At 72.0% G+C, this 18,280-nt stretch carries 15 protein-coding genes; 10 read left to right on the forward strand and 5 right to left on the reverse strand.

The genetic code is table 11. From position 1 onward, the window contains the following. The first annotated feature begins 148 nt into the window (after positions 1-148). The 6 genes from ACRAKI_RS36060 (at position 149) to dnaB (ending at position 5,793) form a co-directional block, all read left to right on the forward strand. A complete protein-coding gene (locus ACRAKI_RS36060) occupies positions 149-1,162 on the forward strand; it encodes a hypothetical protein (protein ID WP_447004931.1) in 1,014 nt (337 codons plus the stop codon). Between the two features lie 199 nt (positions 1,163-1,361). After that, positions 1,362-1,715 carry a 30S ribosomal protein S6 gene (gene rpsF / locus ACRAKI_RS36065; RefSeq protein WP_081915380.1) on the forward strand — a complete coding sequence of 118 codons (354 nt, stop codon included), beginning with the start codon at positions 1,362-1,364 and terminating at the stop codon, positions 1,713-1,715. A gap of 11 nt (positions 1,716-1,726) precedes the next feature. Next, positions 1,727-2,224 (forward strand): single-stranded DNA-binding protein, encoded by a 498-nt coding sequence (locus ACRAKI_RS36070; RefSeq protein WP_033436338.1) that lies wholly within the window; start codon positions 1,727-1,729, stop codon positions 2,222-2,224. A gap of 52 nt (positions 2,225-2,276) precedes the next feature. Continuing rightward, entirely contained in the window at positions 2,277-2,516 is a 240-nt protein-coding gene (rpsR, locus tag ACRAKI_RS36075) for a 30S ribosomal protein S18 (RefSeq protein ID WP_015805710.1), read from the forward strand. Between the two features lie 13 nt (positions 2,517-2,529). Then, the gene (gene rplI, locus ACRAKI_RS36080) at positions 2,530-2,988 is read left to right on the forward strand and encodes a 50S ribosomal protein L9 (RefSeq protein WP_447008608.1); all 459 of its coding nucleotides are present in this window, start codon (positions 2,530-2,532) and stop codon (positions 2,986-2,988) included. 414 nt (positions 2,989-3,402) lie between these two features. Further along, complete coding sequence (dnaB, locus tag ACRAKI_RS36085; protein ID WP_447004932.1) at positions 3,403-5,793, forward strand: replicative DNA helicase; 2,391 nt, start codon at positions 3,403-3,405, stop codon at positions 5,791-5,793. 6 nt (positions 5,794-5,799) lie between these two features. Here the strand turns inward: dnaB and ACRAKI_RS36090 are convergent, their stop codons facing one another. Further along, the gene (locus ACRAKI_RS36090) at positions 5,800-6,219 is read right to left on the reverse strand and encodes a barstar family protein (RefSeq protein ID WP_447004933.1); all 420 of its coding nucleotides are present in this window, start codon (positions 6,217-6,219) and stop codon (positions 5,800-5,802) included. Positions 6,220-6,371: 152 nt separating this feature from the next. Between ACRAKI_RS36090 and ACRAKI_RS36095 the strand changes: the two genes are divergently transcribed. The 3 genes from ACRAKI_RS36095 to ACRAKI_RS36105 all read left to right on the forward strand — a co-directional run bounded on the left by ACRAKI_RS36095 (position 6,372) and on the right by ACRAKI_RS36105 (position 8,691). After that, a complete protein-coding gene (locus tag ACRAKI_RS36095) occupies positions 6,372-6,929 on the forward strand; it encodes a TetR/AcrR family transcriptional regulator (RefSeq protein WP_447004934.1) in 558 nt (185 codons plus the stop codon). 25 nt (positions 6,930-6,954) lie between these two features. Beyond that, positions 6,955-7,842 carry an exonuclease domain-containing protein gene (locus ACRAKI_RS36100; RefSeq protein ID WP_447004935.1) on the forward strand — a complete coding sequence of 296 codons (888 nt, stop codon included), beginning with the start codon at positions 6,955-6,957 and terminating at the stop codon, positions 7,840-7,842. Between the two features lie 66 nt (positions 7,843-7,908). Then, positions 7,909-8,691, forward strand: coding sequence for a diguanylate cyclase domain-containing protein (locus tag ACRAKI_RS36105; RefSeq protein WP_447004936.1), 783 nt, complete (start codon positions 7,909-7,911; stop codon positions 8,689-8,691). A 134-nt stretch (positions 8,692-8,825) separates the two neighbouring features. On the opposite strand, the gene ACRAKI_RS36110 is transcribed toward ACRAKI_RS36105, so the two are convergent. The 3 genes from ACRAKI_RS36110 to ACRAKI_RS36120 form a co-directional block, all read right to left on the reverse strand. Further along, entirely contained in the window at positions 8,826-12,119 is a 3,294-nt protein-coding gene (locus ACRAKI_RS36110) for a hypothetical protein (RefSeq protein WP_447004937.1), read from the reverse strand. 198 nt (positions 12,120-12,317) lie between these two features. Beyond that, entirely contained in the window at positions 12,318-13,142 is an 825-nt protein-coding gene (locus ACRAKI_RS36115; protein ID WP_447004938.1) for a hypothetical protein, read from the reverse strand. Positions 13,143-13,311: 169 nt separating this feature from the next. Next, positions 13,312-15,597: a hypothetical protein gene (locus tag ACRAKI_RS36120; RefSeq protein ID WP_447004939.1), complete on the reverse strand. Its 2,286-nt coding sequence runs from the start codon at positions 15,595-15,597 to the stop codon at positions 13,312-13,314. A gap of 149 nt (positions 15,598-15,746) precedes the next feature. Here ACRAKI_RS36120 and ACRAKI_RS36125 point away from each other — a divergent pair, with 149 nt between their 5' ends. After that, the gene (locus tag ACRAKI_RS36125; protein WP_447008609.1) at positions 15,747-16,931 is read left to right on the forward strand and encodes an AI-2E family transporter; all 1,185 of its coding nucleotides are present in this window, start codon (positions 15,747-15,749) and stop codon (positions 16,929-16,931) included. 5 nt (positions 16,932-16,936) lie between these two features. Here ACRAKI_RS36125 and ACRAKI_RS36130 read toward each other — a convergent pair whose 3' ends face one another. Then, positions 16,937-18,133, reverse strand: coding sequence for a GGDEF domain-containing protein (locus ACRAKI_RS36130; RefSeq protein ID WP_447004940.1), 1,197 nt, complete (start codon positions 18,131-18,133; stop codon positions 16,937-16,939). Positions 18,134-18,280 lie beyond the last annotated feature (147 nt).

Genomic DNA, 18,280 nt, shown 5'->3' on the forward strand with positions numbered 1-18,280 from the left:
TGCAACGCATCGCCGACCGCCGCCGATAGGAAAATTGTCATCGCGGGGATGGTTCGCGTCACCATCTGCACCTACGCTCGTTACTTGCAAGTAGGTACCCGTGCTCGCCAGGGTCGTGAACGGACCCTGCACCGCCAGGAGGCCAGCCATGCGGACCCGGCTCACCCGATTGTTGAGCGCGGGCGCCGTCGTGTTCGCGGTCGGCGCGGCAGGAGCCGCCGCCGGGTCCGGGGCCGCCGCGGCCGCCGAACCCGTCGTCGTGGGCAGCTGCGCGACGACCGTGCGGGGCACGCCGGGCACGCCCGTGTCGCTGAGCCCGACCGCCGTGCTCGACCCGGTGGTCAACCTGATCCGGGCGATCCCGCTGCTCGGGCCGCCGCTCGCGGACCCGTTCCGGAAGACGTTCTCCGCCCTGCCGCCCATCCCGATCGGCCTGATCCCCACCGACACCGGTGTGGTCACCGGCGGCGAGATCGCGGACAAGGTCAACGCCGAGCTGGCCAAGCTGCCGCTGCTCGGGCCGGTCATCGTCACCCTCTCCAACGGCGTGCGCACCGAGCTGACCAAGCTGTGCGGCGTCACCATGCAGGGCGTCAACGCCGTCGCCGCGCCCGTCCAGGACGGGTCGAAGGCGATCGCGGACGGCTCCCAGCAGGCCGTCGGCGCGATCCCCGGCCTGCCGGGCGCCAAGCCTTCGCCGAACGAGCCGCCGCAGACGGGGCAGCCGGGTGGACAGCCCGGCGGCACCCCGAACCCGACGACCCCCGGCACCCCGACCGAGCGCGAGCGCCCGTTCGACCCGATCGGCGGCGTCGGCGGGCTGGACGTGCCGCTGTACGGCTCGAACCCGTGGGGCGGCAACTTCGGCCGCGTGCCGCTGTTCGGCTACGGCTCCCTGCCGTTCGCCATCCCCGGCCAGTACGCGCCGTCACCGGGCGTGCGCTACGGCGGCGGGGTGACCGGTTACCGGCCCGGCTACGGGCTGCCCGGCGGGGAGGACGCGGACGGCGTGCAGACGGCGGGGCGCGCCCAGGCGCTGCCCGGCATCGGTCGGATGGGCGGCGGCGGCGTCGCGGCTCCCGTGCTGCTGGCCGTGCTGCTGCTGTCCTGCGTGACGGGCGCGCTCGTGCGGACGTGGGTCCTGCGTCGCGCGCTGGCCTGACCTCTCGGCGCGAACCCCTCGGCGAGAACCCCTGCCCGAACCTCCGGCCCGAACGCCGTGGCCCGAACGCCGGGTGGCCGCGAGGCCGCGCAAAGGGGCACGTCCGGGGCCTGTTACCCTTCGTGAAGTTGCTGACGCGACGACCCTCCTGCCACGGAACGTCCGTGGCCGCCGAGTCCACAGGAGGTGAGTGGTCTTCATGCGTCATTACGAAGTGATGGTCATCCTCGACCCCAGTCTCGACGAGCGCACGATCGCGCCGTCCCTCGACACGTTCCTCAACGTCATCCGCACCACGGGTGGCAACGTGGAAAAGGTCGAGGTGTGGGGCAAGCGCCGGTTGAGCTTCGAGATCAACAAGAACCCCGAGGGCATCTACGCCGTCCTCGACCTGATCTCCAGCCCGGAAGCAGTGAAGGAACTGGACCGCCAGCTCGGTCTCCAGGAGACGGTGCTCCGGACCAAGGTCATCCGTCGCGAGCCCGCCAAGGCCGCCAAGGTCGCGGCGAGGATCGCCGCCAAGGCCGCGGTCAAGGCTGCCAAGAAGGCTTAGGAGCCCTCCCCATGGCAGGCGAGACGACGATCACGGTGGTCGGGAACCTGACCGCCGATCCCGAACTGCGCTTCACCCAGTCCGGCGCCGCGGTGGCGAGCTTCACCGTGGCATCCACCCCTCGCACGTTCGACAAGGCGAGCGGCGAGTGGAAGGACGGCGAAGCGCTGTTCCTGCGGTGCAACGTGTGGCGTCAGGTCGCGGAGAACGTGGCCGAATCGCTCACCCGCGGTTCGCGCGTGCTCGTTTCCGGGCGGCTGCGCCAGCGTTCCTTCGAGACGAAGGAAGGCGAAAAGCGCACCGTCATCGAGCTTGAGGTCGACGAGATCGGCCCCTCGCTGCGCTACGCGACCGCGAAGGTCAACAAGGTGAGCCGTGGAGACGGCGGCGGCGGCTTCGGCGGCGGCGGTCAGTCTCGCGGTGGCGGCGGCAGCGCCCCGGCCGACGACCCGTGGGGCTCCGCCCCGCCGGCCGGCTCCGGTGGCTTCGCCGACGAGCCCCCCTTCTAGACCCGGCACCGGTCCACTCCACACTTCACTGCGTAATACCAGGAGTTCACACATGGCCAAGCCGCCTGTGCGCAAGCCCAAGAAGAAGGTCTGCGCGTTCTGCAAGGACAAGAACGCCAACCTCATCGACTACAAGGACACCACCCTGCTCCGGAAGTACATCTCGGACCGGGGCAAGATCCGCGCCCGCCGGGTCACCGGCAACTGCTCCCAGCACCAGCGCGACGTCGCGGTCGCAGTCAAGAACGCCCGCGAGATGGCGCTGCTGCCCTACACCTCGACCGCTCGCTGAGAAAGGGGAGGGCATCGTGAAGCTCATCCTCACCGCTGACGTGACCGGCCTCGGCGGCCCCGGCGACATCGTCGAGGTCAAGGACGGCTACGGCCGCAACTACCTGCTGCCCCGCGGCCTGGCGATCCTCGCCACCAAGGGCGCGGCCAAGCAGGTCGAGGTCATCCGCCGGGCGCAGGACAACCGGCGGGTCCGCGACCTGGACCACGCCAAGGAGATCAAGGCCTCGCTCGAAGGCCTCGGCTCCGTGACGCTGAAGGCCAAGGCCGCGGCGGGCTCGAAGAAGCTGTTCGGCTCCGTCACCTCGTCCGACGTCGTGTCGGCCGTGCGTGCGGCCGGCGGTCCGACGCTGGACAAGCGGGCCGTCGAGATCGCGGGTCACATCAAGACCCTCGGCAAGCACTCGGTGAACGTCCGGCTCCACCCGGAGGTCACCGTGTCGCTCGCCGTCGAGGTCGCGAACGCGAGCTGACGTTCTCCACCGGACGCGCCGTTCGACCAGGTGTTCTGGTCGGACGGCGCTTTCGTGCGTTTGGCTGTGGACAACCCTTGTGACACGTTGCCCGCGACACGCCGTGCCGGCGGTTACACGCGACACGCCGAAGGTGTGACCCACTACTTTTCCACAAACTTATCCACAGGGTCTGACCTGCGGATACTTTTGTCTAAGGCCGAGTTGTACCCAGGTTGTCCACAGCTTTCCCCAGGCCTGTGGTCAGCTCGGCGCGCCCATCCCCAAGCTGTCCACCGGGTTGTCCACAGGCTCGTTTGCCTACGCCATCCAGGTGGCTCTAGCGTCGCTGAATCGCCGAGCGTGGCCTAGCCGAAAATTGTCGGACCCACGGGGTACAACATCCGCACGGCAGCAGATTGGGGTGAGCTCACGGTGGCGCTGGTGGACGACCGGGGCATGGCCGAGCCCGGCTTCGAACGGCAGCCGCCGCAGGACCTCGCCGCCGAGCAGTCGGTGCTGGGCGGGATGCTGCTGAGCAAGGACGCGATCGCCGACGTGGTCGAGGTCCTGGCGCCCAACGACTTCTACCGGCCCGCGCACCAGGCCGTGTACGACTGCATCCTCGACCTGTACGGGCGGGGTGAGCCGGCGGACCCGATCACGGTGTCGGCGGAGCTGGAGCGGCGGGGCGAGCTGCTGCGCGTCGGCGGGGCGCCGTACCTGCACACCCTCATCGCCACCGTGCCGACGGCCGCGAACGCGTCCTACTACGCCGAGATCGTGGCGGAGAAGGCCGTGCTGCGGCGGTTGGTGGAGGCGGGGACGCGGATCGTCCAGCTGGGGTACAACGGCGCCGAGGGCGCCGACGTGGACGAGGTGGTGGACCGGGCGCAGGCGGCGATCTACGAGGTCACCGAGCGCCGGACCACCGAGGACTACGTGGTGCTGGAGGAGCTGCTCCAGCCGACCATGGACGAGATCGACGCCATCGCCTCCCGCGGCGGCTCGTCCCTCGGCATCCCCACCGGCTTCGCGGACCTGGACGAGCTGACCAACGGACTGCACCCCGGTCAGATGATCATCGTCGCGGCGCGCCCCGGCGTCGGCAAGGCCCTCGCCCTCGGCACCCCGCTCGCCACGCCCACCGGCTGGACGACCATGGGTGAGGTGGCAGTCGGCGACCAGCTCATCGGTGCGGACGGTCTGCCCACCACCGTGGTCGCCGCGACCGCTGTCATGCAGGGCCGGCCGTGTTACGAGGTCGAGTTCTCCGACGGCTCGGTGCTAGTGGCCGATGCCGAACACCAGTGGCTGACCGAGACCCGGGCTTCGCGCCGTTCGGCGCGGCACAAGACGGCCGGTCCGGGGCGCGACCAGCGTGACGCCGGCGGCGTGCGAACCACGCGGGAGATCGCCGCGAGCCTGCGCTGCGAGACGGCGGACCGGCGGCTGAACCACTCGGTGGCCAACACTCGTCCGCTGGACCTGCCGGACGCGTCGCTGCCGATCGGCCCGTACACGCTCGGCGCGTGGCTGGGTGACGGTCACTCCGCCGGTGCCAGGTTCACCACGGCGGATCCCGAAATCGCGTGGAACATCGAGGCCGAGGGCTACGACGTGGTGCCGCGGGGTGGTCTGCTCCACAGCATCGAGACCGTTCAGGCGCTCCTGCGCGGCCTCGGTGTGCTGGGTGACAAGCACATCCCGGCGGTCTACCTCAGGGCATCCGTCGCGCAGCGGCGAGCGCTTCTGGCCGGGCTGCTCGACACCGACGGCACGGTGACGACCGGTGGGTCCGTGCAATTCGCGGTGACCAACCAGCGCCTCGCCGAGGACGTTCGTGAGCTGGTGGTGAGCCTCGGCTACCGGTGCTCGACCACGACCAAGCGGGTTCGCGGGCGAAGTGAGAGCACCTCCACCGCCTACATCCTGACCTTCGGCACCGATGACGACGTGTTCGGCCTGGAGCGCAAGCGACTGGTGTTGAAGGAACGCCGGCGCGCCAGGTCCGCGGTGCGGACCGGGTCGCGATTCATCGTCGACGTCCGCCCGATCCCGAGTGTGCCGGTGCGCTGCGTCGAGGTGGACAACCAAGACCACCTGTACCTCGCCGGCCGGTCGATGATCCCCACCCACAACTCGACCCTCGGGCTGGACTTCGCGCGGTCGTGCTCGGTGAAGCACGGGTTGACCAGCGCGATCTTCTCGCTGGAGATGTCGCGCACCGAGATCGTCATGCGCATGCTGTCGGCCGAGGCGCGGATCCGGCTCGGTGACATGCGCGGTGGGCGGATGAGCGATGACGACTGGACCAGGCTCGCGCGGCGGATGAGTGAGATCAGCGAGGCGCCGATGTTCGTGGACGACTCGCCGAACCTGACGATGATGGAGATCCGGGCCAAGGCGAGGCGGTTGAAGCAGCGGCACGACCTGCGGCTGGTGATCGTCGACTACCTGCAGCTGATGTCGTCGGGCAAGCGGACCGAGTCGCGGCAGCAGGAGGTGTCCGAGTTCTCCCGGAACCTGAAGCTGATCGCCAAGGAACTCGAAGTGCCGGTGATCGCGATCAGCCAGCTGAACCGTGGCCCGGAACAACGCACCGACAAGCGCCCGCAGCTGTCCGACCTGCGTGAATCCGGTTCGCTGGAGCAGGACGCCGACATGGTGATCCTGATCAACCGCCCGGACGCGTGGGAACGCGACGACCCGAGGGCGGGCGAGGCGGACCTGATCATCGCCAAGCACCGCGCCGGCCCGACCGCCACCATCACCGTCGCCCACCAGCTCCACTACAGCCGTTTCGCCGACCTCGCCCAGGGCTGACGTCGGTCAGAGCAGCTCCAGGAAGACGTTGTCCTCGGACTCGTCACCACCGGGTCCGTGGTGGCGGATGATGTCGACGATCACGTCGAACAGCGTCGGTCCCTCGCCACGCCGCGCGCTGTCGATCCCGGCCTTGACGGCGGCTCGGTTCGACGGGTGGCAGGTGAGCAGATTCCCCTCCAGCCACCGGGTTGTCGCCTCGTACCCGAGCGCGGATCGGGACGACTCGGAGTTGAGCCACCTGAAAACCCATCCGTTCTCAGGCGTCCCGAAGCCTCCTCGGAGCACGTCGTTGAAGGCGTCCAGATTCCCCCGCCACGTGTAGTGGCAGAGCAGCCGGGAGAACTCGCGGGCGAAGCCGTCGAGATCGGAGAAGCGCGCACCGTCGACGACCAGCACGGGTAGGTCGTCGCTGTGGTCGGCCACGGTCCGAGTATTCCATCGGTCCAAGCCGCCGGGGCTGTGACGCGTCCGGACCGGTCGCCGTGACCCTCGACGGATCGAGATCGACGGGTCACGCGCGCTCTGGTGGTCGTCGGTGCGTTCCCGGACCGCAGAAGTGCGCATACGATCAAGGGATGCCACCCGACGCGGCGCGGCGCAGCGACCGTTCGAGGCGGGCGATCCTCGTGGCCGCGATGGAGTTGGTCGAGGCGCTCGGCTACTCGAAGTTGACCATCGAGGCGGTGGCGGCTCGGGCCGGGGTGGGGAAGCAGACGATCTACCGGTGGTGGCCGTCGAAGGGCCCGCTGCTGTTCGACGCGTTCGTGGAGCTGGGGCCGGTCTGGGCTGGTGTGGCGCCCAGTGGCGACCTGGCCGTCGATCTCAAGCGTGAGTTGCGGGTCGCCGTGGAGGAGTTGGCGGAGCGGCGGTTCGACCAGGTGTGCCGGGTGTTGGTGCACGAGGCCCGCACGGACCTGGTGACGTTGCTGCTGGTGCCGCGCCGGGTGGTGTTGGAGGAACGGCTGGTCGCCGCGCAGCGGTCGGGGGAGGTCCGGGTCGACGTCGACGTGTCGGCGGCGGTGGAGTTGTTGCTGGGGCCGGTCTACCAGCGCTGGTTGTTGCGGACCGCGCCGTTGACCGGGGACTTCGTCGACGCGGTGGTCGATCTCGTGCTCCGCGCGCTGAGGGGGTGACCATGATCGGTAGTCTTCGCCGATCATGGAGTACGCCGTGGTCGACGTGGAGACGACCGGGTTCGCCGCGCGTGGTTCGGACCGGATCGTCGAAGTCGCTGTCGTGCAGCTGGATTCCGCCGGTCTGGTGACCGGAGAGTGGTGCACCCTGCTCAACCCCGGACGTGATCTCGGCCCGCAGCACGTGCACCGGATCCGCGCGGCGGACGTGTGGCACGCGCCGACGTTCGCGCAGGCGGCAGGCGCGTTGGCCGCACGGCTGGCGGGGCGGGTGGTCGTCGCGCACAACCTGTCGTTCGACGCCCGGTTCCTGACCACCGAGTTCGCCCGCATCGGGGTGGACCTGACGGTGGGCGGCCTGTGCACGATGCGGCTCGCCGACCGCTACCTGCCGAATCGGACCGGGCGGTCGTTGAAGGCCTGCTGCGAGGCGGCCGGCGTGGTGCTCGAATCGGCGCACTCCGCGTTGCACGACGCCCGTGCCACGGCGCGGTTGTTCGCCCACTACGTCAGGTTCGGCGTGCCGGACGCCGAGCCGGCGCCGGACGTGCCACTGGACGACGACGTGGTCGAGGTGCGGCGCGGGGCGGCGGCGGCGGTTCCGCAGCGGCGGGCCGAGTTGGTGGCGTTGGTGCGCGGCGACCGGGTGGTGTTCACCGGGCAGATGGACTCACCGCGGGACGAGTGGATCGACCGGGCCGCGTCGTTCGGGCTGGTCAGCCAGGGGTACGTGACCAAGGCGACCCGCGTGCTCGTGGCCGCGGACCCGTTCACGTTGTCGAGCAAGGCACAGCGGGCGCGGGCGTACCGGGTGCCGATCGTGTCCGAGGAGGACTTCGCCGGGATGCTCGGGCGGTTGGGCGTTACACCGCCGGCCAAAGATCACCGGACCGGGTGGCGTCGGGCCTATTGAAAAGCCCGTTGCCCGAGTGGAGGCTCTTCACGGACAGGCTCTGCGCTCGGCGGAAGGCACGAGTCCATGAGTACCGTGCAGATAACGGCTTCCCGTGCGGTGTGGGACGAGCTCGTCTCCGAACTGCCATTCGGGGTGCTGCTCCAGGACGAGAACGGCGTGGTCCTCGCGGCGAACCGGCTGGCGTCGACGCTGCTCGGTGACGCCCTGGCCCGTGACGATTCCGGGGCCCCGCTGCCCAGCTGCGCCGAACTGGCCGCGCAGGTGCTGCGCACCGGGTCCCCGCTGACGATCCCGATGGTGCTGCCGCACGCCCAGGTGTGGGCCGAGTACCACCCGATCACCTTGCGCGGCCAGGTGTTGGTGCTGCTCCGGCCGGTGCGGTCGGACGTGCCGCACAGCGCCGACCTGCTCGACGCGCTGACCGGTCTGCCGGGGCGGGCGCTGCTGCTCGACCGGCTGGACCAGGCGTTGACCCGGGCCCGGACGCAGGGCGCGTTGGCGTCGCTGGTGCTGGCGGACGTGCGCCGGATGGCGTCGGTGAACGCGGTCCACGGCTTCCGTCGGGGTGACGAGTTGCTGGCGGTGGTGGCCCGCCGGCTGCGGCAGGGATTACGGGCGGACTACACGGTCGCGCGGTACGGCGGTGGCTCGTTCGCCGTGGTCGCGGAACACCCGGACGGCACCGGTGAAGCGGTCGCGGAGCGGGTGCGCGAGCTGGCCGGCCGGGCGGTGCGGCTCGGCGGCGCACGGGTCCGGCCCGGCGTGCGGGTGTGCTGGGTGACCAGTGACGGCGAAGCGCCGCTGCACTCGGTGATCTCGCACGTGGAGGAACGCCTGCGCACCTGATCCAGGACGGCGCGCCGACCCGACCCGGTGGCTCGGCGGAAGTGGCTCGACGCAGCGATCCGGTGCAGCGGCCCGACACGGGACCGGGCCCCCGGCACGGTGTGCCAGGGGCCCGGTCGCGGGAGGGTGGTGGATCAGATGCGCGGCATCACGGTGGTGTCTTCGAGCGAGCTGAACACGGTGCGGGCGTCGATGCCGGCCAGCGCGGGCGCCTGGGTGCGGTCCGCGAGGTCGTTGCCCCGGAAGCCCTGGGTCGGGTTGACGTTCAGGCCGGTCAGGGACATCTGCGGCACGGCCGGGGCCGCGGTGCGCGGCTGCGCCAGACCGGGCACCGGCAGCACGAACGGCAGCGCGGCCGGGACCGCCACGGACAGGCCGCGGGTGACCTGGTGGGCAACCGGCACGCTCTTCAGCGGCAGGCGGTCCAGGCTCGGCACGGTGCCGATCTCGCCGACGACCGGCAGGGTGCCGTTCACCGGCAGGGTGCCGGTGAACGAACGCTCGCCCGACTCGGGCAGCTCGCGGGTGAGGCCCGAGAGCCGCTCCGTGACACCCGGCAGCGCGTGACGGGTCTGCTCGACCTTGCCGAGCGGGTCGACGTCGCCGATCCGCGGCAGCCGGTCGGTGACGGGCGCGAGCGCGTCCGCCCCCGGCACGGCGGGCAGCTGCTCGGTCGGCAGCTCCACCTTCGGCAGCACGGTCGTCGCCCCATCCAGGTCAGGGGCGGCGGGCAGCGCCAGGCCGGACGTCGGCGCCAGCAGCCCGCGGGCTCCCTGGTCGACGTCGACCAGGCCCTTGACCGGCAGACCGTGCAGCCCGCCCAGACGGGGCGTGTACAGCGGCAGGTGGCGCAGCATGTCGAGGCTCGGCAGCTCGGTGACGCCCAGCAGGCTGTCGATCGAGGTCGGGAGCTCGACGCCCATGCCGCGGGTCGCGTCGGCGGACGGTCCGTCGGTCGCCTTGTCCGCCCCGGTCCGCATGTCGTTGCGGTCCTGCGTGTTGGCGGTGGCGGTGCCGAGCACGTCCAGCGGGATGCCGAACAGGCGGGCGAACGCCTCGGTGGGCGCCTCGATGTCCCGCGCGCTGCCCGCGCCGTGGCCGGACGTGGTGGTCTCGCCACCGGACCAGCTGGTCGACCGGCTGCCGGTCGCGGTGTCGGCGAGGCCGCCGACGCTGACCGCGTCACCGTGGACCGCCGGGGCCACGCCCGCGGGGGCGGTGACCAGGTTGCCGGACCACGCGCTGTCCTCGCCCGACGTGAGGTGCCTGCCGCCGGCGACCAGGCCGGACTTGTTGTCCGTCCGGGACGAGCCGTTGCCGGCGACGGAGACGGCGTCGCCGAACACCTGCAGCGGGACGGCCGGCTGGGCGCCGACGCCGTTGCCCGAGAACGAGCCGTCGTCGCCGGACGTCTGCACGTCGCCGCCGGAGCGGGAGGCGAAGTCGTTGGTGCTGTCGGACCGGGCGTTGCCGCCCGCGCCGACCGCGCTGCCGAACACCTGCGGGGAGGACGATTCCGGCAGCGACACCACGTTGCCCGAGAGCGAGCCCTCGTCGCCGGTGGTCATCGCCGCGCCGCCCGAACGGGAGTCCATCCGGCTGTTCACGGCGGACGCGCCGTTGCCGACGCCGACGACGGAGTCGCCGAAGACCTGCGCCGGGTTCGAGGTGGGGACGTGCACGACGTTGCCCGACGCGGAGCCGTGCTGGCCGTTCGCGCTCGGCGGGTTGCCGAGGTCGATCGTGGTGTCGCTGTCGGTGCGCGACGTCGGGTTGGCGACCGCGCCGCCCGAGTTGCCGAACACCTGGCCGCCCAGGGCGGTCGGGGCCGACACGACGTTGCTGGACACCGTGCCGTTGTCGTCGATGCTGGTCGGCACGCGGCCCGAGCGGATGACCTTGTGCTCGGTGGCCCGGCCGGACGGGGTGCCCGCCGCGCCGACGCCGTTGCCGAACGCCTCGACCGGCGCGCCGATCGGGACCTGGCCGACGTTGCCGGAACCGACCGCGTCGTTGCCGGTCGTGCCGTTGTAGCCGCCGGAGTCCGCGATGACGTCGTTGCGGCAGCCGCCCTCGGCGATGCCGCCCGCGGTGCTGCCGTTGCCGCACAGGTCGACCGCGCCGGCCGGCGGCAGGTGCGCGCCGTTGGACGACAGCACGGACCGGTCGCCGTTGGTGAACGTGTCGCCGCCCGCGGTCGCGGTGGCCTCGTTCGAGTGCCGGGCCGTGGACGTGCCGAGGCCGGACGTCGCGTTGCCCGCGTTGGACACCGGCAGCGCCACCGGCGCGTCGGCGAAGTTGCCCGACAGCACGGAGTCCTGGCCGGAGGAGGAGCTGTTGCCGCCGGCTTCGGCGGTGTGCTCCATCGAGTTGTCGACGTTCGCGAGGCCGACGCCCGCCATGGCGTTGTCGCCCGTGGTGACGGGACCGGCGAACGCGGGTTGGACCGTGTTGCCGGCCAGGGTGCTGCCGTCGCCGGAGGTGGTGGACCACATCGGCGTGCCGTACCGGTTGACCCGGGTGTCGCCCGCGTCGGCGGAGGCCCGGTTCTCGGAGATCGCGTCGGCGGTGCCGGCCGCGGCGACCCCGTTGCCGCTGACCGCGACGATCGGGGCGAGCGGCGCGCCGATGACGTTGCCGCCGCCGGAGCTGCGGTCGCCGGTGGTGCTCAGCGAGCCGCCGGCGGCGGTGCTGTTCGACGCGGAGGCCTCGCTGTGCGAGTTGCCGCCCGCGGCGACCGCGTTGTCGGTCACCTGGACCGGCACGGCGCCCTGGACCGCGGCGATGTTGCCGGACAGCGAGCCGTCCTGGCCGGAGGTCTTGACGTCGCCGCCCGCCACGGCCTGCTGCTCGGAGGAGCCGCGCGTCTCGGCGTTGGCCAGCGCGGCGACCGCGTTGCCGTCGACCTGGGGTGAGACCGCCGCGGCGCCGTGCGCCACGTTGCCGGCCAGGGTGCCGTACGAGCCGTCGGTCTCGATGTCGCCGGTGCTGGCGACGGACCGGGCGCAGGTGCCGTCGCTGTAGGCGTCGCCGCCCGCCGCGACCGCGTTGCCGCAGGCGCTGAACGGCACGACCACGTCGGCGTCGGCGGTGTTGCCCCGGGTCACGTGGGTCGTGTCGACCCCGCCGAGCCGCTTCTGCGCGGTGCGCACCAGCGGGTTGGCCGGTCCGGTGACGCGGCGGGGGAGGAGGCTCGCCACGCTCGGCGTGCCGATCTCCCGGTGGATCGTCGGCAGGTCGCGGTTGCCCACCGGGGTGCCCAGGTTGTTGTGGTCGACGTCGACCGGGATGCGCACCTTCGCGTCGAGCGGGTTCGGCGGTGCGTCGGGGTTGACGTTGTCCTGGGCTGAAGCGATGCCCGTACCGAGCATCAGCAAACCACCAGTGACAAGTGCGGTCTGGAGACCGCGCTTGGCCCAGGTGTGCATGAGTTCTCCTTCTTTCGGTGTCCCTTGCGGGAGGTGAAGGGCGGTCGGACGCGGAGACCGCGTCACAGACGGACGACCACCCTGATCGGAGGGCGGGGAAGGCGCGGCATGTCGACCGGGAGATGAGCGCAGACGAACAGCGCGCCGGTCGATTACCGGGTCAGCTCGTGGAGAGCTGCCGCGGACCGCGCGCTGTGGTCAGTCGGGCGTGATGCCGGGCTGCTTGCCCGGCATCACGACGTTCCGCTCGGTGGCGGGGAACAGAGCCCGCGCCACCGCAGCGTCGTAGCGGTCGGCCGAGACGGCCGAGAACGGGCCGTTGCCGCCGCCGGCGGATCCGGAAGCGTCGCCACCGCAGGAGCAGTGGACCGGCGCGCCGAGGGGCGCGAACGGCATCAACGGCAGTCCGGACGGGTCACCGGGCAGCGACGACCCGGTGTCGCCCGGCAGTGCGGTGCTCGACTGCCGGGACATCTCCAGCCACGTGCGGCTGAAGGGGTGGGGCACCCCTTGCACCACCGGGGTACCGGCGTGAACCGGAACGGCGGTGGCGGCCGGGGTGGCCTCGGTGACGCGCTGCGCCTCGGTGCCGTCGACCACCGTGTCGGCGGGCGACGGCTGGGGCGAGCGCGTCTGGAACCAGTCGCCCACGTGGTCGACGGCGTCGCGGAGCTCTCCGGTGACGCGGCCGATGGGCGGGCTGGGCTCACGCACCTGCGAGGTGCGGAGCGCGGTGTCGAGCTCCCGGACGGCTTCGCCGATCGGGGCCGGCACGACCGGGTTCTGCGTGGTCGCGTCGAGCGCGGCCTCGAACCTGTCGTGCCGCGCCGCCCCCGTGACGTCGGTGAGCGAGGTGATGCCGGTGACCTGGTCTACCGGTTCCTGCGCCGACGCCGGAGCCGCGGCCAGCGCCCAGGCGGCGGCGGAGCCGGCCAGCGTGCCGCCGACGACCAGCAGGGCGCGGGAGAGCAGCCGCCGAACGCGGCTCGCCCCCGTTCCCACTCGCTGGTCAACGCGCGACATCACTGCTACCTCCGCCGAAAAGCACCGGGATTCGCCGGCGACGTGATCCGATGATCAAGCCGACGACCGAGAGCGTGCCAGTAGGTGAGCCGGCCGCGCACTCATTCGCCGCCCTGTTCGCCGTATCGTGTGACGAACACTCCGTGTTGTCGGTCGCGACGGTGAGTGATCAGACCCGCTTGAGGACCCGCGCCGCGCCGGCGGCGGCCGTGGACGCCAGGATCCAGCCCACCGCGATCAGCGTGCTGGAGATCCACTGCGAGGCGCCGCTGAACCGCCACTTGCCGTCCTGGCCGAGGTCCACGATCGGGATCAGCAGGTCCATCGACAGCAGCCACGCGTTCCACGACGGCGACTCGTCCTCGTTCAGCTTCGGCATCTCGTGGGCCAGGAACCACCCCGCGCCGGCCAGCCAGAACGCGGCCAGCCACGCGATCGCGAGCCACGGCCGGTAGCCGTAGCCGACCGTCCAGCGCTGGAGGAAGCCCCAGACCCGGCCCGCCACGCCGAGTTCCGAGTAGCGCCGGTGCTGCTTCTCCAGCTGCACGACCTGCGCCAGCTCCTCCTCGCCGCCGTCCCGGTACACCGCCGCCAGCTGCTCGTACGGTCCGGGCGCGAAGTCCGGCTGCACCTCGCGCAGCCACCGCAGCCGGGTGCGCACGCCGACGTGCGGCGTGGACGAGATCGAGCTGAACGTGAAGTCCTCCACGTCCACCCCGCCGGTCGCGGCCCACAGCCCCGGCCCGTCCATCACGGTCGTCGCGCTCACCCTGGTCAGCACGACCCGGCCGACCGGGATGCGGTCCTCGGACAGCCGCAGCACGAGTTGGCTCACCGTGAGCCCGTAGGCGTTGAACGCGATGTCGCTGTCCGGACCGCCCAGCCGGGCGCCGGCGAACGTGGCCATCTTGCCGACCTCGGCCAGCCGGATCCGCACGCCGCCGACCGCCGTGAAGCCGTGGCTGCACAGGAAGTCCTTGCCGATGGTGGCCACGCGGGCGTCCAGCGACGGCTTCACCGTGCCGTCGGGGCGGCGGCGCGGTGCGAGGAGGGACGCGCCGGAGCAGTCGAGGGTGGAGCCGATCTCGGCGTTCTGCAGGCGCAGCGATCCCTGGGCGCGCAGGTCGCGGAGGAACAGCGTGCCGCCGACCCGGAACCGGTCGGCGAACAGGACGTCCATGCCGGGGCCGTGCAGTTGCACGCCGGAGAGGGACGCGCTTCCCCTCACGTGCGCGTCCACCAGGCGCACCTGCCCGTACGCGCGCAGGGCGGAGTCGCGCTCGCCGTCGCCGTGGAAGCCGCCGTCGACCGCGCCGCGCGCTTCGAGGTCGCCCTGCACGCGGATGCCGTCGGCGTGCAGCGCCACCGGGATGCGCTGCTCGCCGGTCGTGTCCGCCAGGTCCGCCACCGCGTCCTGCCGGCCGATCACCGCGCCGGACAGCCGCAGGTAGCCGCCGATGTCGGCGTTGGGCAGGCGGACCGTGCCGGACGACGTGAAGCCGTCGTCCAGCTCCACGTTGCCGTCGACCCTGATCCGGTCGGCGACGAGCGCGGCGGCCTCGTCGGCGGTGCCGCGCGGGATCACCAGCACCGGGCGGTCGACCACGCTGGCGTGCAGGCGGGCGCCGGAGAACACCACGCTGCCACCGACGCGCGCGCCGTCCAGCAGGATGCGGCCCTCGGCGGTGAACCGGCCGCCTTCGGCGTCGCAGAACAGGTTGCCCGCGATGGTGACGCCGGTGGCGTCCAGCGCGTTCTGGCCGGCGTTGAGCAGGCGCGCGCCGCCGAGGTGCACGTTGCCGCCGACGTTCGCGCCGCGCAGCCGCACCTCGCCGCCCGCGCGCAGCGCGATGGCCTGGAGGGAACCGGACAGCCGGATGCGGGCGGCGAGCAGGGCGTGGTCGCCGCCCTTGCCCCGCAGCACGGCGCCGGCCAGCCGGAACGTGCCGTCGACCGTGGCGTCGGTCAGGTCGACCACGCCGTCGCTGGTGAAGCCGGCCTCCAGCACCAGGTCGCTGGCGACGCGCAGGTTCCGGCCCCACAGGCCCGGCACCTTGCAGCCGCGCATCCGCAGGCCGACCAGGCGGGCCATCCGGAAGTCCGGCGGCCGTTCGAAGGTGCAGTCGAGGAAGTCGATCACTTGGTCGACCCGCGCGCCCTCCACCGAGAACAGGCCGACGACGTTCGCGCCGACCAGCCGGAGGGCGGCGTTGCGGGGGCCGTGGGCGAGGAGGGACGACAGGAGTTCGCCGCGGACCGTGCGGTCGCGCTTGGGCGTCCTCGGGTCGAACCGCAGCGGGCGTCCGGCGGCGAACGCGGCCCGCACGGCGTCGTCGGCGGTCCGGGCGGCGGTCCGGGCGGCGTCGGTCCGGGCGGCGTCGGCCGTCGTCCGGGCGGTCTCAGCGGCGGCGGTGGTCCGGGCGTCGACGGTCTCGGCGGTGTCGTCGGCGGTCACGTTCCGATCCGATCACCCCCACCGCCGGTTCCGCCAGGGTTCGCCGCAACTCGAAACGTGTGGTTCGACATGCCCGAACGGAGCACCGGCGATGTCGGAGCAGCCCGCTCGCGAGGCCGGTGCGGGCTACCGTGATCAGCGTGACGGGGATGGATTCGGAGATCAGCAAGAGGGTGCCGCGGATGCTGCGCGTGTCCGCGGCGTTGAGCTGGCGGTTCGTAGCGGTGGTCGCCGCCCTCTACGTGGTGTTCCACGTGGTCGGCTTCCTGGCCACGATCATCATCCCGACCGGGGTGGCGCTGTTGCTGGCGGCCCTGCTGTCGCCGGCGGTCTCCCAGCTGACCCGGGCCGGAGTGCCGCGCGGTCTGTCCACGGGCCTGGTGCTGATCGGGGGCATCGCGGTCGTCGGCGGGGTGCTGACGTTCGTCATCACCGAGTTCTCCAAGGGCCTGCCGCAGTTGCAGGAACAGGTGGGCGCGAGCCTCGACACGATCCGCGGCTGGCTCAGGGACGGGCCGCTGCACCTGAGCGACCTCCAGCTCCAGGAGTACCTCGACCGGGTGGTCGAGACGATCAAGGAGAACCAGTCCGAGATCACGTCGGGCGCGCTCACCACTGCGGCCACCGTCGGCGAGCTGCTGACCGGGATCATCCTCGCGCTGTTCATGCTCATCTTCTTCCTGCACGACGGCGACGGGATCTGGAAGTTCATGATCCGGATCGTGCCGCACGACGTGCGCGAGCGGGCCGACGTGGCGGGACGGCGCGGCTTCGCCTCGCTCGTGTCGTACGTGCGGGCGACGGCGCTGGTGGCCGTGGTGGACGCGGTCGGCGTCGGCATCGGCCTGTGGATCGTGGACGTGCCGCTGGTGGTGCCGCTGTCGGCGCTGGTGTTCCTCGGCGCGTTCATCCCGATCGTGGGCGCGGTGATCACCGGCGCGGTGGCGGTTCTGGTGGCGCTGGTGGCCAACGGGCCGATCGAGGCGTTGATCATCCTGGCCGTGCTGATCGGCGTGATGCAGCTGGAGAGCCACGTGCTGCAACCGCTGCTGCTGGGACGCGCGGTGAAGCTGCACCCGTTGGCCGTGGTGCTGGCGATCACCACCGGGTTGGTCGTCAGCGGCATCTCGGGCGCGCTGCTGTCGGTGCCGCTGCTGGCGGTGCTGAACTCGGGGATCAGGTCGTTGCTGTCCGAGTCGGACCGCACTGTCGCGCCGCGCCAGGTGGACGTCCTCGAGCCGCAGGAGAGCGGGCCGGTGGACACCGGCGGGGACCGGGTCGAGGACGTCGGCGACCAGGAGCGCCCCGACTCGGAGCACAGCGGGAACAAGTAGGCGGGTCAGGCCATCTCGACCAGGTTGCGGCCGTAGCCCTTGGCGGCGAGCAGCGCGGCGTCGGCCGCCACCAGCAGGTCGGGCAGCTCGTAGCCGAACCGCTGGGTGGTGGCCACGCCGATGCTCACGGTCAGCCCGGTGAGCAGGTGTTCCCGGCCGTCCGTGCCGACCGTGGGCACGGCCAGTTCCGCCACGGCGTGCCGCAAGCGTTGGGCCACCGAACGGGCGACGGCCGGTTCCGCGTCGGGGAGGAGCACGACGAACTCCTCACCGCCGAACCGGCCGACCAGGTCGCCGCCGCGGACGGTGCTGGTGAGCAGCAGCGCCACCGCGCTCAGCGCCGAGTCGCCCGCCAGGTGGCCGACCTCGTCGTTCACCCTCTTGAAGTGGTCGAGGTCGAGCAGCAGCACGGCCATCGGCCGGTGGCGGGTCCGCGCCTTCGACAGCTCGTACCGCGCCCGGCTGTCCCAGTGCACGGCGTTGGCCAGGCCGGTCTTCGCGTCGCGCTGCGCGGAACGCCGCCAGTGCGGCAGCTGCGCGGCGCGTTCCAGCAGGGCCAGCGGCGGGCCGGCCATCAGCGCGTGCACCGCGGTGGTGGCGGAGGCGAAGCCCATCAGGCCGCCGATGCTGACGGCGACGACGCCCAGCACGACGTCGATGGGCTCGCCGACGACCTCCTCGGCGCGGGCGCTCGGGTTGCGCAGCTTCAGGCCCAGCGCGATCAGGCCGGCCCGGACCACCAGCAGCACCGTCGCGCCGAGCACCATGACCGCCAGGTCCGTGCTCGGCTCGGCCCAGCCGATGACGTAACGGGTGCTGAACACGGCCAGCGCGGTGGCGGAGAGGGTGAACACCCAGCGGTGCGACTCGGGGCGCTGGGCCAGCACGCCGTGCAGCGCGGGGCCGAAGAGCAGCAGCACGAGCAGGTTGCACGGCAGCACCACCAGGCCCGCCGTGAGGTAGCAGAGGTGCGCGGCCCACGGGTTGCGCTCGGGCTCGCCGACCCGGTTGCTGTAGATCGACGTGCCGATGATCACCGCGCCGGCGGTGCCCGCGATGGCCGCGAACCGGCCGATCTGGACGGGTGTGGGCTGCGGTGACGACACGATCGCGAAGACGACGACGGCCAGTGCGCCGAGGTAGACGAGCAGCCAGTAGGCCAGCGCGGACCGCCTGAGCGTCCACAGTGGCCAGCGGCGCACGCTGAGCCCTCCCTCGCCACAGCAGCCTGCGAGCGCCCCCTCCCCCCAAGGGTCACGCTCCGTGACCTCCGTCAGCCTTCCACACATGTCGATGTCGGAACAGACGGCCACCTGGGGGTTAGCCACACCACTCGGACACGGCAAGAT

The organism is Saccharothrix isguenensis (assembly GCF_052936305.1).